Raw genomic sequence first — 14,108 nt, forward strand, 5'->3', positions numbered from 1 at the left:
TTCAGGGCAAGGGCATCAAGCCCGTGCGCGCGTTGGAGGATGATCTCAAACTTACCGACCAGGCGATGAGCTACGACGGCAGCGCGACGAAGCGGTCGACGGTGGAGGTGCGGAGCAACCCGCTGGCATCCGGCTCTCCGTCAAGGCGAAGCTCGTCCGGCTGGCCCGAGCGCAAGGATGGTTCCCCCGATTTCGACTCGATGACGACGGCGCAGCGAAGCGAGTATCACGCCGCGAGGTTGACCCGCGTGTTCGGCGGGTAACGCGGCAGGTCCAAGGAATTCCGCTTGCCCGAGCGGCCCGGCAGAGCAGACTGCCGCAAGCCATGAGTCCATTGAAGTCACCGCGCACGATCGTCCTCTGCGCGTTCCTGCTCGGATGCGCCGTTGGCGCGCGGGCGGCTGCCACAGATGACGGGCGCAATGCGGCGCTCGCATCAAAGTCAGACGTATGGGGCGAGGCCGCGCTGCGCCAGCCCAATGGCGCGAGCTACGAGTTCTTCACCCCGCTGCTGCCACCGCTGCGCTACGTCAACGCGGACTTCCTCCATTACCCCATCGTGTTGAGCGCGCCCGGCGCGCCGGTGAAGGCACGGCTCATCTCCAACGGCAGCGGGTTGAACCTGCGCGGTGGCACACGGAGCTGGAATGATGTGGGCACGCCGGTGTTCTTCCGCGTCGGCCCCGACGAGCTGCGTTTCGGCGAGTTCACGGAGCGGCTCGACGGCCCGCGCTATGCGGAAGGCTGGCTGCCCATCGTGCAGCTCGCCTACGCGCACGACGGCGTCCGCATCGCGCAGGAGGCTTTCGCGAGCGCCGAGCCGGCGTTCGCGGAACACGGCGTCGTGCTGGTGAAGTTCCGACTCGCCGAGGGCGCGAAGGGCGCGGTGGCGGTTCACGTGGACTCCAAGCCCCCGCCCACGGCGCAGGCGAACACCGTGCGCGACGAACAAGGCCGCGTGCTCGCGTGGTTTGATGCCGGCTGGAAGTGGCAGCGGCAACGGCTCGTCGCCGCGCTCACGGACAAGAACGCCTTTACGCTCGCCATTCCCACGACCCCGATGGACGCGGCCACACCGTCGCCGCTCGCGAACGGCGGCTTCGCGCGCCAACGCGAGGCGTGCGTGAAAACGTGGAGCGAACGGGTCGGGCGCGGGATGCAGATCTCCGTGCCGGAGCCGGTGGTGATGAACGCGTGGCGGTCGCTGCTCGTGGGAACGCACGCGCTCATCCGCAGCAACCGGATGCACTACAGCGCGGGCAACCAATACGACCGCCTTTACCAGGCCGAGGGCTGCGACGCGCTGCACGCGCTGCTGTGGTGGGGGCACGAGGTCCGACCGCTCGCCGTCTCGCAGCTCGACTTCACGCGCAAGGGCCTCGAGTTCCATCAGGCCGGCCACAAGCTCCAGCTCATGGCGCATGTCCGCAGCTACACGCGCGACGACGCGTTCATCCGCGAGATGCGCCCGCGATGGGAGAAGGAGGTCCGCCTCATCGTCAACAGCCGCACGAACGCCGAGGGGCTTTTCCCGCGCGAGCAATACTGCGGCGACATCGCCACGCCGGTCTATTCGCTGAATTCGAACGCGAAGTCATGGCGCGCGCTGAGGGACTTCGCCGCGACACTTGACGCGATGGGCGAGCGCGACGAGGCGCGACGGCTTGCGAAGGTCGCCGAGGAGTTCAAGCAGAAGATCCTCACCGCCGTGGACCGCAGCACGCGCGCGTCGGCCCCCGGCTTCGTGCCCATTGCGCTGTCCGGCGAGGAGGAGCCTTACGACGCGATCACCGAAACGAAGATGGGCAGTTACTGGAACCTCATGGCGAACTACGTCCTCGGCACCGGCATCCTCGGCGCGCCTCGCGAGCGCGGCCTGCTCGATTACATCCAGCAGAACGGTGGCCTCGCGATGGGCATGACCCGCTCGCGTCCGAACGTCACGTTTTGGACCGGCCCGCACAGCGCGAATCCACTCTACGGCACGCGCTACGTGCTCACGCTGCTGCGCCGCGACGAACCCGACCGCGCCCTGGTGAGCTTCTACGGGATGCTCGCGCAGGGCTTCACGCGCGACACGTTTGTCGCGGGCGAAGGCGGCTCGCTCACGCCGCTGGACGTGCACGGGCGGCTCTTTTACTGCCCGCCCAACAGCGCCGGCGACGCGCACTTCCTCTCGATGCTGCGTCACCTGCTCGTGCAGGATTGGGACCTCGACGACGACGGCCGCGCAGACACGCTGCGGCTCGGCTTCGCCACGCCGCGCCGCTGGCTCGAGGATGGGAAGGAACTCAAGCTCGAACGCGCGCCGACGGCGTTTGGAGAAACGAGCCTGACGCTTCGTTCGCGCTTGAACGCCGGCGAAGTGCTCGCGGAGTTCACGCCACCGCCGCGCGCGCCAAAGGCGGCGTTCCTCCGCGTGCGCGTGCCGGACGGCTGGCAGGTGTTCGCCGCCAAGCTTGGCGGGCGGACACCCACACCCGACGCGACCGGAAGCGTGGATGTCTCCGACATCCGGAATCCGGCGACGATCCGCTTCCAAGTGAGGCCCGCGCGATGACCCGCCGCCGGCCGCCGTTTCCCTCTTTGTGTCCTTCGTGCCTTCGCGGTTGACCGCATGCTGCTCGCGTTTCACAAACCGCACGGCGTCCTGTCGCAATTCACGCCCGAGCCGGGCTCGAAGTTTCGGACGCTCGCGGACTTCAGTTTCCCGCCGCGCGTGTATCCCATCGGCCGGCTGGACGCGGACTCGGAGGGCCTGCTGCTGCTCAGCGATGAGGCCGGATTGAACGACCGTCTTCTTCACCCGCGACACGCGCACGAGCGCGAGTATTGGGCGCAGGTCGAGGGCATCCCGGCGGCGGACGCGCTCGCGACACTGTCACGCGGGGTCGAAGTGCAGGGGCGCGCGACACTCCCGTGCCGCGCGTGGCGGCTCGAGCCCCAGCCGCACATGCCGCCGCGCGAGCCGCCGATCCGATTTCGCAAGAGCGTTCCCGAGTGCTGGATCGGGCTCGAACTCGTCGAGGGAAAGAACCGGCAAGTGCGCCGGATGACGGCGGCAGTCGGACATCCCACGCTGCGACTCGTGCGCGTGCGCATCGGGGGGTTCCGGCTCGGCGAACTTGCACCGGGGCGCTGGCGCGAACTTCGCGACGCGGAGCGCGGGCTCGTGCTCCGGGATTCGCGCCGCTGAGTCGCGTGCCTACTGATAGTGCGGCGGCTTCTGCTGCTGCGCACTGATGCGCTCGAGTTCCTGGCGCTCCATCGACTGCGACGCGCGCGCAATCTCCCTCCGGAGTTGCTCGATCACGCGAGCCTGCCCGACGACCACGGCATTGAGTTGCTCGTGATGATGCTCGAGATGCGCGATCGCGGATTCGAGTCTCAGGAGCCGGGCCTGCAACGATTCGTCCATGCGACGATTACCTTTCAACTGACGGGAAATCCCAAGCTCGAAATACGGTGGCGCGCCGCTCGCCCGGGCTTTTGCTTTGGCGGAACGCGGCGCTTTGTGTTCAATCGCGGCGATGCGCAATCCCATCATCGTCGCGCTGGACGTGCCGGACGCTGGCGCGGCGCTCAAGCTCGCGGCCGAACTCGCGCCGGCGGTCGGCGCGTTCAAGGTCGGCAAGGAACTTTTCACCGCGGAAGGGCCGGATGTGGTGCGGCGGATTCGCGCGGCGGGAGGCGAGGTCTTTCTCGACCTCAAGTTTCACGACATCCCGAACACCGTCGCCAAAGCCGTCGAGTCCGCGGTGAAGCTCGACGTGCGGATGCTCACGGTGCACACGTGCGGTGGCGCGGCCATGATGCGGGCCGCGGAGAAGTCGGCACAGGAAACCGCGCGCGCGCTCGGCCGTCCCGCGCCGCTCGTGCTGGGAGTGACGGTGCTCACGAGTCTCGACACGTCGGACCTCACGAGCCTTGGCGTCGTGGCGGACGTCGCCTCGCAAGTCGAGCGGCTTGCAAAGCTCGCCGTCGCGAGCGGACTGCGCGGACTGGTCTGCTCGCCGCTCGAAATCGTGATGCTCCGGCGCGCGTTGCCGGCGGCAATCCAACTGGTCACGCCCGGCATCCGTCCCGCGGACGCGAAAGCCGACGACCAAAAGCGCACGATGTCGCCCGAGGCGGCGATGGCCGCGGGCGCGAACTGGCTCGTCATCGGCCGCCCCATCACCGCCGCGCCCGCTCCGCGCGCAGCGGCCCTGGGCATTCTGGACTCGTTGAAATTGAAATGATCGGGGCTCGCGCCCGCTGCGTCTGATGCTCGCACCGGGTTTGGAAGCCGCCACTCCGACGCTGCATCACACCCTTGACGCCATGAGTTCATCCACGAGTTCCACCCGACGTGACTTTCTTTGCGGCGCGGGCGCGGCGGTTTCCGGCGCGGCACTCGCCCCGGCGGTCGCGGACGCCGCCGAGCCTGCGGCGCTTGCGCCCGGCAAAGTGTGGCGCATCGGCGTGATCTCGACCTCGATTGGCGGCCGCCCGCAGAAGACGAACGGCCACACTTACCACTTCGCGCAGGGGTTTCATCCCACCGTGGACTTGAAGGCCATCGAGAAGCACCTGAGCAAGGGGCCGGTGGATTTGTTCAAGTCGCACTTTCGCAATCCGAAGGAGGACTTCGCGCAGTTGCCGTTTTCGGACACGCGCATCTCGGGTTATTACGACGCGGATGCCGCGAGCGCGGCGATGTTCGCGGAATGTTTCCCCGGCGTGCCCGTGGCGCGGACGCTCGATGAACTGGTGCGCAACTCCGACGCGATCTGGGTCGGCGACGCGTCGGGCCGCGGCGAGGATCACTTCGAACTTTGCGCGCCCGGTTTGGAGAAGGGCCTGCCGACATTTTGCGACAAGCCCATCGGGGGCACGGTGGCGGAGACGCGCAAGATCCTGGAGTTCGCGCGCAAGCACAAGGCGCCGCTGATGTCGTCGAGCCTGTTCCGGCATCAATGGGGCACGGAGGAGGCGCTGCGGATGAAACGCTCGGGCGAGTTCGGCCCGCTGCAATACGTGATCGCGAGCCAGGCAGGCGGCTGGAGTTACCAGGGTTGGTTCATCTACGGCCAGCATCCCACGTGGATGGCCATGACGCTTTGCGGCGCAGGCGTGGAAGCCGTGAGCATGTATGCGCGCGAGGCCACGTGCCACGCGCTGCTGACGTGGCCGGACCGGATGCCCGCGGAAGTCTGGTATGGACGGCCGGACGTCGCGCCCACTTACAGCCACACGAGCGCGCACTTTGCGAAGAAGACTCACGAGTGGACGCCCGCGATCGACGGCAACTACTGGTTCGGCCACCACTACCAGATTTTCCGCATGGCTCAGGTGTTTCTGCACATGGTGAAGACCCGTGTCGAACCGGTGCCGCACCAGGAAATCCTCGAAGTCACCGCCATCCTCCACGCCGGGGCGAAGTCGCTGAACGAACGCGGGCGCCTCGTGGCACTGGCGGAAGTGATGTGAGCCGTCGCGGCGGCCACTTTGCGTTTGCCCGCGTTGGGCGCGGGAAACAAGATGCCGCCATGCCACGGCGAATGTTGCTCCCGCCCGCGGTCGCGTTGTCGCTCGCCGCAACGGCCATCGCCCAACAGCCACCCGCCACGAACGACGCCTCGCAAGCCTTCCTCAGTTTCGTCAAGGCGAGCGCCGCCGAATTGCGGGTGAACGACAAGCCACCCGCCTCGATTGCCGACTGGAACCTGCATCGCGCCGCGCTTCGCACGAACTTGGCAAAGTCGTGGGGCGGCTGGCCGAAGCAGCCCGCGCCGCTCAACCCGAAGAAGCTCGGCGAACTCCAGCGCGACGGCTATCGCGTCGAGAAGATCATCTTCCAGACTTTCCCCGGCGTGTGGATGACCGCGAATGCCTACGTGCCGGACAAGGCCGGCAGGCTCGCCGCCGTGTTGTGCGTCCACGGCCACTGGCGCGGCGCGAAGCAGGACCCCGTCGTGCAGTCGCGCTGCATCGGGCTGGCGAAGCTCGGCTTTTTCGTGCTCGTGGTGGATGCCTTCGGCGCGGGCGAACGCGGGCTTTCCAAAAACCTTGGCGAGTATCACGGCGAGATGGTCGCGGCGACGCTGTTCCCGGTCGGGCTGCCGCTGAGCGGCTTGCAGGTTTACGAGAACATGCGCGCGGTGGATTACCTGCTCACGCGGCCCGAGGTGGACGGCGCGCGGCTCGGCATCACGGGCGCGAGCGGCGGCGGCAACCAGACGATGTATGCCGGCGCGTTTGACGAGCGCTTCAAGGCCGTCGTGCCCGTCTGCTCCGTCGGCAACTACCAGGCCTACCTCGGCGCGGCGTGCTGCATGTGCGAGGTCGTGCCCGGCGCGCTGCGGTTCACCGAGGAGTGGGGCCTGCTCGCGATGGTCGCGCCGCGCGCGCTCATGGTCGTCAGCGCCACGAAGGACGCGCATCAATTCTCCGTCGGCGAGGCGAAGAAATCTCTCGCGCTCGCGGAGCCGGTCTTCGCGCTGCACGGCAGGGCGGCGAATGTGCGGCACGCCATCTTCGAATCACCGCACGCCTACAACCAGCCGATGCGCGAGGCGATGTATGGCTGGATGACAAAGCACCTGAAAGGCGAAGGCGACGGCTCGCCCATCCCCGAACCGGAAATCAAAACCGAAGACCCCGAAACGCTGCGGTGCTTCCCCGGTCAGACGCGGCCGGACGACTGGCTGACGATTCCGAAGTTCGCTCTCGTCGCGGGCAACGTGGCGCTGATGGAGCGGTCTCCGTCGGTGGCTAACTTTGGGATGTCCAAGCCGAAATTGTTGGACTCTCTTCAATCCGACATCTTGGGTGGTCTGCCGAAGTTTGGTGGCGTGATCAAGGCTTCCGGATTTGGACAGATCTTCGTTCCAGAGAGCCGCCTGATGGTGGGCGTGGAGGCGGAACGTGGGTTGAGCTTTGCGGGGACTTTCGCCGTTATTGATTTAGGTGGGCCAAACTACGGGGAGGAATGGAGCAATGCGTTCAAGGGGGAAAACCTCCGGCGCGTCTGGTTGGGGTTGAGAAACGTGGGTGTTGATGGCAACCCCCGCGACAGAATCGGCCGTGCGCCGGATCATAACACCGCGGAGTGGTCCATGTGGCTCGGTCGCCCGTTGCTTGGTCAGTGGGTTGTGGACATCCGTCGCGGGCTCGATGCGCTCAACATGAAGGAAGGCGGCGATCTGACCGTGGTTGGCATCGGCCCCGCGGGCGTGGTCGCGTTGTGCGCCGCGGCGCTCGACCCGCGCATCACGCGCGTCGTCACGGTCGGCTCGCTCACGAGTTATCTCACGGACGTGCCTTACGAGGGGCAGCGCCTCGGCATCATGGCGCCGGGCATTGTGCGCGACGTGGGCGACATCCCGCACATCGCCGCGCTCATTGCGCCGCGCAAGCTCGTCATCGCCGGCGGCGTGACCGGTGGTGGCAAGTCGCTCGACGAGGCCGCGCTCCGGCAGCAGTTCGACTTCACGCGCCGCGTTTACGAAATGGAGAAGGCCGCCGCCGCGCTGACCATCCTGTCCTCGACCAACGCCGCGGACATCGTGAAGGCGCTGAAGTGAACGGAGCGCGTGCCGGGTCGGGCCGCGGTTTGTTTGTGGAAGGATGCACGCTCGACGTCACGGCGGGCGAACACCCGGCGGACTAGAACCGGAACCGCAGCACGTGCACGGTCGCGCCTGCGGCAAGCGTGGTGCCGGGGGGCACGTCCACAAGACCGTTGGCGGCGGCGAGCGAGCCCAGCCGGTGCGAGGCTTGCGCGCCGGCGGAGGTCACCGAGCCCGCGGCATCCACGCAGACGCGAACGAAGTGGCGGCGGTCGCCGCGATTGGCGAGCGGTTCGGCGAGCACGGCCGGGTGCGAAGGGATCCGGATTTCGGCCGCGCCCTGCCAGCGCAGCAACGCGGGCCGGACCAGCAGCAGGAAGGTGACGAATGCGGAGACCGGGTTGCCGGGCAGGCCGAACAGGAACGTCCGCCCGAGCCGGCCGAAGATGAACGGCTTGCCGGGCTTGATGGCGACGCGCCAGAAGTCGAGCGCGCCGCCGAGCGCGGCGAAGGCGTCCTTCACGTGGTCGTGTTCCCCGACGGATGCGCCGCCGCAGGTGATGACGATGTCGCAGGTTTCCAGCGCGGAGCGCAGCGCGGCGGTGGTGGCGCCGAGCGTGTCGGGCGCGACCGGGAACGCGGCGGGGACCGCGCCCGTCTCCGCGACGAGCGGGCGCAGCATCGCGCGGTTGCTCTCGAAAATCTGTCCGGGGCCGAGGGGCTGTCCGGGGTCGCGCAGTTCGTCGCCGGTGGCCAGCAGGCCGACACGCGGCGGAACGGCCGCGGCCACGGTTTCGCAGCCCGTCGCGGCAAGGAGCGCGATGAGCCCCGCATCGAGTCGAGCGCCGGGTGAGGCAAGCGCGGAGCCGCGCTTCACGTCCTCGCCGCGGAAGCGGACGTTCTCCCACGGCCTGGCCGCATCGAGGATGAACACGGTTCCGGGTTGCGCAGGCTCGGCGCGGGTGTCCTCCTGCATCACGACGGCGTCGGCGCCGCGCGGAAGTGGCGAGCCGGTGGAGACGCGGACGCAGGTGCCCGCAGTGGCTTCGCCGGCGAAGACGCGCCCGGCTGCGGCTTCACCGATGAGTCGCAGCGCGGCAGGAGTTTGAGGCGAGGCCCTGGAGATGTCGGCGCTGCGGACGGCGAATCCGTCCATCGCGGAGTTGTCAAAGGGCGGGACGTCCACCTGCGCTTCTGCGGGCGCGGCGAGGAAGCGGCCCGCCGCGGCGGAAGGCGGAAGGGGCGCGACGGTGGGCGGCGGCAGTTGCGCGAGGATGCGCTGAAGGGCTTCTTCGAGGGAGAGCATCGGGGACGGGTTGGAGATTCTCCGGCCCGGCAGGACCGCGCCCCGCCGCGGCTGCTAGTGCGGGCTCGGCGTGGTGACGAGCACCTGTTCGAGGGTGGTGATGCCTTCGCGGGCTTTTTCGAGCGCGACCATGCGGAGGGTCTGCATGCCCTCGGTGACGGCGACCTTGCCGATTTCGTTCGCGCTGAGGCGCTGGATGACGAGCTTGCGGATGGAGTCGCTCACGGTCATGGCCTCGATGATGGCGGCGCGCCCGGCGTAGCCGGAGTTCTTGCAACGCTCGCATCCGTGGCCGCGGAAGAGTTGCGCGCCCTCGAAGAACTTCGGCTCGATGTGGAGGTCCTCGAACATTTTCGGCGGGTAGGAGACCGGCTCCTTGCAGACCGAGCAGATGCGGCGCACGAGGCGCTGGGCGCAGGAGAGAATGACGGAGCTGGAGATGAGGAACGGCGCGATGCCCATGTCGTCCATGCGGGAGATGGCGCCGGGGGCGTCGTTGCAGTGCATGGTGGAGAGCACCTGGTGGCCGGTGAGCGCGGCCTCGACGGCGATCTCGGCGGTCTCGGCGTCGCGGATTTCGCCGATCATCACGATGTCGGGGTCCTGGCGGAGAATCGAGCGCAGGGCGTTGGCAAAGCTCAGGCCGATTTCCTTGCGGACGGGGACCTGGTTGACGCCGATGAGCTGGAACTCGACGGGGTCCTCGACGGTCACGATGTTGAAGTCGGGGTTGTTGAGTTCATTGAGCGCCGAGTAAAGGGTGGTGGTCTTGCCCGAGCCCGTGGGGCCGGTGACGAGGATGAGTCCGTGCGGCGCGTCGATGGCTTCCTTGACGCGGCGGAAGGTGTTTTTGTCGAGGCCGAGCTTGTCGATGGAGCCGGAGAGGTTGGATTTGTCGAGCACGCGGAGCACGGCCTTCTCGCCGTGGACGGTGGGGAGCACGGAGACGCGCAGGTCGTAGTCGCGGCCGCGGACGCGCATGCGCATCCGGCCGTCCTGCGGCAGGCGGCGCTCGGCGATGTCGAGGTTCGACATGATTTTGATGCGCGAGATGAGCGCGTGCTGCATGGACTTGGGCGGCTTCTGCTGGTCAATGAGCACGCCATCCACGCGGTAGCGCAGGCGGACTTCCTTCTCGAAGGGCTCGATGTGGATGTCGCTCGCCTTGTCGTTGATGGCCTGGACGAGGATGACGTTGGCGAGCTTGATGACCGGGGCTTCCTCGCCCGCCGCGGCAAGGTCGCCGGCGTCGGCGCTGTTGGTCGGAGTGGTGACGAGTTCTGCGCCTTCGGCCTCGCGGTCGAGTTCCTCCTGTTCCTGGGCGGACTTGATGATGTCCTCCATGGAACTGGCCCTGCCCGAGTCGAGGTTGTTGATCTTGTCGAGGATGGCCTTCTCCGGGGCGATCATCGGCTGGACGTCGAGCTTGGTGATGCGCTTGACGTCGTCGAGGGCGAGGACGTTGAGCGGGTCGGCCATCGCGAGGAAGACCTTGTTGTCAAGCCGTGTGACGGGAATGACCTTGTGATTGATGGCGACGTCGCGCGGCACGAGCGAGGCGATCTCGGGCGGGATGGAGACGCGCGAGAGGTTGACGGGCGCGGTGTTGAGGACGCGGCCCATGCTCACGACCATGTCAATGTCGGAGACGAGCGACTTGTCGATGAGGAGCTTGAGCAGGCGCGTGCCTTCCTTCTTCTGAATTTGCAGCAACTCCTCGATCTGCTCCTGCGTGATGAGCGAGTCCTCGACGAGCGCGTCGGCGATGCGTTCGCCAAAGGATTTGATGGGCGGCATGGCGGGCTCGGTTCGGGGTTGGGTGGCGTCGGCCGCTCAGCCGAGGGTGTTCAGCGCACTTTCTTCAACGTCTTGATGAGGTCCGTCGGCGAGGCGAGATACCAGAGGAGCCGGTTCGGCGTCCCGGCCTGCAGTTCGAAGGCGGCCTGTTTGTTGAACGGGTTCGCCGTGGCCACGAGCACGGACTTGCTGAGCCGGTCGAAGGGCAGGATGCACCACTTCTGGCACGTGGCCCGCGGGAAACTGCGCGCGAGTTCCATGTCCACGTCGTATCGGTCGAGCGGCAGGAAGCTCAGGCGCGACTTGTCGCACAGCAGCCTGATGGATTTCTCGAGGGGATGCAGTGACTGGTCGGCGAGGCGCTGGATGAACGGGTCCACCACGCCGCCCGTGTGGTCCGCCGCGGGTGTGAACCAGCAGCGGCCGAAGTCCCTGTTCGAGATGATCTTGCCCTCGACGAAAATCTTCTGCATCGCCTGCCAGCCGTCGTCCACCTCGGTGGCCTCGGCCGTGGCGGCTCGGGGCTTGTTGGTTGCGCGACCGCCTTTGTCCGCCGCGCCGCCCTGGCCGATCGGTTCGGCCGACGCGGGTCGCGTCGCGAAGCTGTTCGTCTTGCGCTCGATTTCGGAAAGGGCCTTCTGCACGTCGGCGTCGTCGGGATGGCGCTGGAGAATGGTCTCATACTCCATGATCGCCAAGGAAAGCTGGCCGAGTTGCACGTAGGCTTCGGCGATGCGCCTGGAGGTGTCCACCACTTCGCGGTGCTGGCTGAGCTTGAAGTAGGATTCCTTGAGGATTTCAAGCGACTGGACATCCTGCGGCTGCGACGCCGTAATGACCTTGAACATCTCAATGGTCTGAAGCAGTTGCTGCTCTTCGCTGGTGGTCAGGCCGGGAGACATTGATTTGGCCGGAATAGTCATGGAACGCCAATCATTGTCGAGACGGTTTTGCGCCGGACCTGTGTGATGCGCCGGCGAAAGAGCCCGGAGCACGCGCGCCCGCGGGCCGTCTAACGCGCCATGAACCGCTTCTTCCCTGCTTTCGTGCTCGCTGTCTTCGGCGGGGCACAGTCCTTCGGCGCGGGCTTCGTCATGGTGAGTGTTCCCGTGGATGGCCTCGACCCGCGCGGCCAGCCGATCGTGATCGTCCCGCAACCGCCGCCGCGGCATCCGATTCCGCCGCGGCCGCCGATCCTGCCGCCGCGGCCGTATCCTTTCGCGCCGCTTGAGGTGGCGTCGCACAAGGTCGCCGTCAGGATCCTCGACCAACTCGCCACCACGACCGTCGAGCAGGAATTCTACAACCCCAACCCGCAGGCGCTCGAAGGCACGTTCATGTTCCCGGTGCCGAAGGGCGCGCACCTCTCCAGATTCACGCTCGAGATCGACGGCAAGAAGGCCGAGGCCGAGCTGCTCGACGCCGCGAAGGCGCGCGGCATCTACGAGGAGATCGTCCGCTCGATGAAGGACCCGGCGCTGCTCGAATACGCGGGGCGCGACCTGTTCCGCGTGCGCGTGTTCCCCATCGGCCCGCACGCGAAGCGGCGCGTCACACTCACGTGGACGCAACTCCTGCGCAACGATTCGGGACTCGTGAGCTACGTGTGCCCGCTGGGGGCGGACAAGTTCTCCGCGCGGCCCATCAAGTCCGTGAGCGTGAAGGTCGACCTCGAAACCAGCCGGCCGCTCAAGGCGCTTTACTCGCCGTCGCACAAGATCGACGTGAAGCGCGAGGCCCGGCGCGCCACGGTTGGATTCGAGTCCGCAAACGACCGGCCGGACGCGGACTTCCAGCTCTTCTTCAGCCAGGAGCAAGCCGACGTGGCGATGAACCTCGTCGCACACCGGGTCGGCGCGGAGGACGGCTACTTCGTGCTGTTCGCAAGCCCGGGCGTCGAGACGAAGGGCAGGAAACCGCAGCCGAAGGACGTGACGTTCGTGATCGATACCTCGGGGTCAATGGCGGGAGGCAAGCTCGAACAGGCGAAGAAGGCGCTGCTCTTCTGCGTGGAGAACCTCAACGAGAATGACCGATTCGAGGTGCTCCGCTTCTCGACGGAGGTGGAGCCGCTCTTCGAGAAGCTCGCGGATGCCGAACCCGCGAACCGCAAGCGCGCGGCGGACTTCATCAAGGAACTCAAGCCCCTCGGCAGCACGGCGATCGACGACGCGTTGCGCAAGGCGCTCGCGCTCGCGCCGCCGGGTGTCGCGGGCGCAGGAGCGCGTCCATATGTGGTCATCTTCCTCACGGACGGCAAGCCGACCATCGGGACGACGGACGAGGAGCAGATCGTCCGCAACGTGCGCGAGAAGAACGCCGCCGGCACGCGCGTGTTCTGTTTCGGCATCGGCACGGACGTGAACACGCACCTGCTCGACCGCATCACCGAGGAGACCCGCGCCTACAGCCAATACGTGCTGCCCGAGGAGGACCTCGAAGTGAAGCTCTCGGCGTTCTACTCGAAGATCAAGGAGCCGGCGCTGGCGAATCTCAAGGTGAAGTTCCCCGAAAGCGTCCGCGCGACGAAACTTTACCCGAACGCGCTGCCCGACTTGTTCCGCGGCGACCAACTCGTGCTCGCCGGCCGCTACTCGGGCCACGGCAGGGCCAAGGTGGTCGTCGAGGGAACCGTCGGCGGCGAGCCGCGCCGGTTCGAGCTTGACGTGGAGTTCCCGGAATCCCAGGGCGGGCACGACTTCATCCCGCGCTTGTGGGCGACGCGGCGCGTGGGCTTCCTGCTCGATGAAATCCGCCTGCGCGGCGAGAACAAGGAACTCAAGGACGAGGTGACGGAACTCGCGCGCCAATACAGCATCGTCACGCCCTACACGGCGTATCTGATCGTCGAGGACGAACGCCAGCGCAACGTGCCCGAGGCGCGGCGGACCCTGTTGCGGCTCGAGCAGGATCGCGAGGCGGGCCGGCAGGCCCACTGGTATTACGAGTCGTTCCGCCTCAAGAAGGACGGCGATGAGGGCGTGAACAGCGCGCGCCAGTCGCTCAGCTTGAAGTTGGCCGACGCGCCCACCGGCGCGCTTCGGGATGGCGGCGAGGCGGCGAAGCGGACGGTTTCCGGCCCGGCCCATCCGGGCGGATTTCGCGGCGTCATCGCGGGCGCGCCCGTGGCGACCGTGCCCGCGACGCCGGCGATGCTGGCGACGGAACGCGTGATCGAGTATGCGCAGCAGAACCGGTTCGTCGCCGGCAAGAGCTTCTTCCAAAACGGCAATGCGTGGCTCGATGCCGAGGTGCAAAGGGCCGCGAGCCTTCCGCGCGAGAAGGTCGCGTTCGGTTCCGCCGGGTATTTCGACCTGCTCCGGCGTGTGCCCCAGGCCGCGCAATGGCTGTCCGTCGGGCGCAATGTGCAGTTTGTTTGGGGCGGGATTGTGTATGAAGTGACGGACTGACCCGCGGGTGGTCGTCACCCGAAAACGCACAGCCGCCGGTTG

The 14,108-nt window shown here is 67.1% G+C and carries 10 protein-coding genes; 6 read left to right on the forward strand and 4 right to left on the reverse strand.

Annotation, left to right across the window (positions count from 1 at the left end; all coding sequences use genetic code 11):
- Positions 1–325 precede the first annotated feature (325 nt).
- Together FJ386_02425 and FJ386_02430 are read left to right on the forward strand one after the other, a co-directional pair.
- Positions 326–2,560 (forward strand): hypothetical protein, encoded by a 2,235-nt coding sequence (locus FJ386_02425; GenBank protein MBM3875558.1) that lies wholly within the window; start codon positions 326–328, stop codon positions 2,558–2,560.
- Between the two features lie 57 nt (positions 2,561–2,617).
- Positions 2,618–3,196 (forward strand): pseudouridine synthase, encoded by a 579-nt coding sequence (locus tag FJ386_02430; protein MBM3875559.1) that lies wholly within the window; start codon positions 2,618–2,620, stop codon positions 3,194–3,196.
- A 9-nt stretch (positions 3,197–3,205) separates the two neighbouring features.
- On the opposite strand, the gene FJ386_02435 is transcribed toward FJ386_02430, so the two are convergent.
- A complete protein-coding gene (locus FJ386_02435) occupies positions 3,206–3,547 on the reverse strand; it encodes a SlyX family protein (GenBank protein MBM3875560.1) in 342 nt (113 codons plus the stop codon).
- On the opposite strand from FJ386_02435, the gene pyrF reads away from it, so the two are divergent.
- The 3 genes from pyrF to FJ386_02450 are packed head-to-tail and all read left to right on the forward strand — an operon-like array spanning position 3,531 to position 7,568.
- Positions 3,531–4,241, forward strand: a complete 711-nt coding sequence (gene pyrF, locus FJ386_02440; protein ID MBM3875561.1) for an orotidine-5'-phosphate decarboxylase — start codon at positions 3,531–3,533, stop codon at positions 4,239–4,241. The genes FJ386_02435 and pyrF overlap by 17 nt on opposite strands.
- Positions 4,242–4,266: 25 nt before the next feature.
- Complete coding sequence (locus tag FJ386_02445; GenBank protein MBM3875562.1) at positions 4,267–5,472, forward strand: hypothetical protein; 1,206 nt, start codon at positions 4,267–4,269, stop codon at positions 5,470–5,472.
- Complete coding sequence (locus FJ386_02450) at positions 4,959–7,568, forward strand: acetylxylan esterase (GenBank protein ID MBM3875563.1); 2,610 nt, start codon at positions 4,959–4,961, stop codon at positions 7,566–7,568. Before FJ386_02445 ends, FJ386_02450 begins: the two co-directional genes overlap by 514 nt.
- A gap of 82 nt (positions 7,569–7,650) precedes the next feature.
- On the opposite strand, the gene FJ386_02455 is transcribed toward FJ386_02450, so the two are convergent.
- The 3 genes from FJ386_02455 to FJ386_02465 are packed head-to-tail and all read right to left on the reverse strand — an operon-like array spanning position 7,651 to position 11,828.
- Entirely contained in the window at positions 7,651–8,859 is a 1,209-nt protein-coding gene (locus FJ386_02455) for a molybdopterin molybdotransferase MoeA (protein MBM3875564.1), read from the reverse strand.
- Positions 8,860–8,913: 54 nt separating this feature from the next.
- The gene (locus FJ386_02460) at positions 8,914–10,656 is read right to left on the reverse strand and encodes a secretion system protein E (GenBank protein ID MBM3875565.1); all 1,743 of its coding nucleotides are present in this window, start codon (positions 10,654–10,656) and stop codon (positions 8,914–8,916) included.
- Between the two features lie 50 nt (positions 10,657–10,706).
- Complete coding sequence (locus FJ386_02465) at positions 10,707–11,828, reverse strand: hypothetical protein (protein MBM3875566.1); 1,122 nt, start codon at positions 11,826–11,828, stop codon at positions 10,707–10,709.
- Between FJ386_02465 and FJ386_02470 the strand changes: the two genes are divergently transcribed.
- Positions 11,679–14,066 carry a VWA domain-containing protein gene (locus FJ386_02470; GenBank protein MBM3875567.1) on the forward strand — a complete coding sequence of 796 codons (2,388 nt, stop codon included), beginning with the start codon at positions 11,679–11,681 and terminating at the stop codon, positions 14,064–14,066. The genes FJ386_02465 and FJ386_02470 overlap by 150 nt on opposite strands.
- The last annotated feature ends 42 nt before the right edge of the window (positions 14,067–14,108 follow it).

It is taken from the genome of Verrucomicrobiota bacterium (assembly GCA_016871675.1).
Lineage (GTDB): Bacteria > Verrucomicrobiota > Verrucomicrobiia > Limisphaerales > VHCN01 > VHCN01.

Coding starts and splice junctions, on each gene's coding strand:
- FJ386_02425 (MBM3875558.1), top strand. CDS start 326: ATGAGTCCATTGAAGTCACCGCGCACGATCGTCCTCTGCGCGTTCCTG.
- FJ386_02430 (MBM3875559.1), top strand. CDS start 2,618: ATGCTGCTCGCGTTTCACAAACCGCACGGCGTCCTGTCGCAATTCACG.
- pyrF (MBM3875561.1), top strand. CDS start 3,531: ATGCGCAATCCCATCATCGTCGCGCTGGACGTGCCGGACGCTGGCGCG.
- FJ386_02435 (MBM3875560.1), bottom strand. CDS start 3,547: ATGATGGGATTGCGCATCGCCGCGATTGAACACAAAGCGCCGCGTTCC.
- FJ386_02445 (MBM3875562.1), top strand. CDS start 4,267: ATGCTCGCACCGGGTTTGGAAGCCGCCACTCCGACGCTGCATCACACC.
- FJ386_02450 (MBM3875563.1), top strand. CDS start 4,959: ATGGGGCACGGAGGAGGCGCTGCGGATGAAACGCTCGGGCGAGTTCGG.
- FJ386_02455 (MBM3875564.1), bottom strand. CDS start 8,859: ATGCTCTCCCTCGAAGAAGCCCTTCAGCGCATCCTCGCGCAACTGCCG.
- FJ386_02460 (MBM3875565.1), bottom strand. CDS start 10,656: ATGCCGCCCATCAAATCCTTTGGCGAACGCATCGCCGACGCGCTCGTC.
- FJ386_02470 (MBM3875567.1), top strand. CDS start 11,679: ATGAACCGCTTCTTCCCTGCTTTCGTGCTCGCTGTCTTCGGCGGGGCA.
- FJ386_02465 (MBM3875566.1), bottom strand. CDS start 11,828: ATGCCGCGGCGGCGGTTGCGGGACGATCACGATCGGCTGGCCGCGCGG.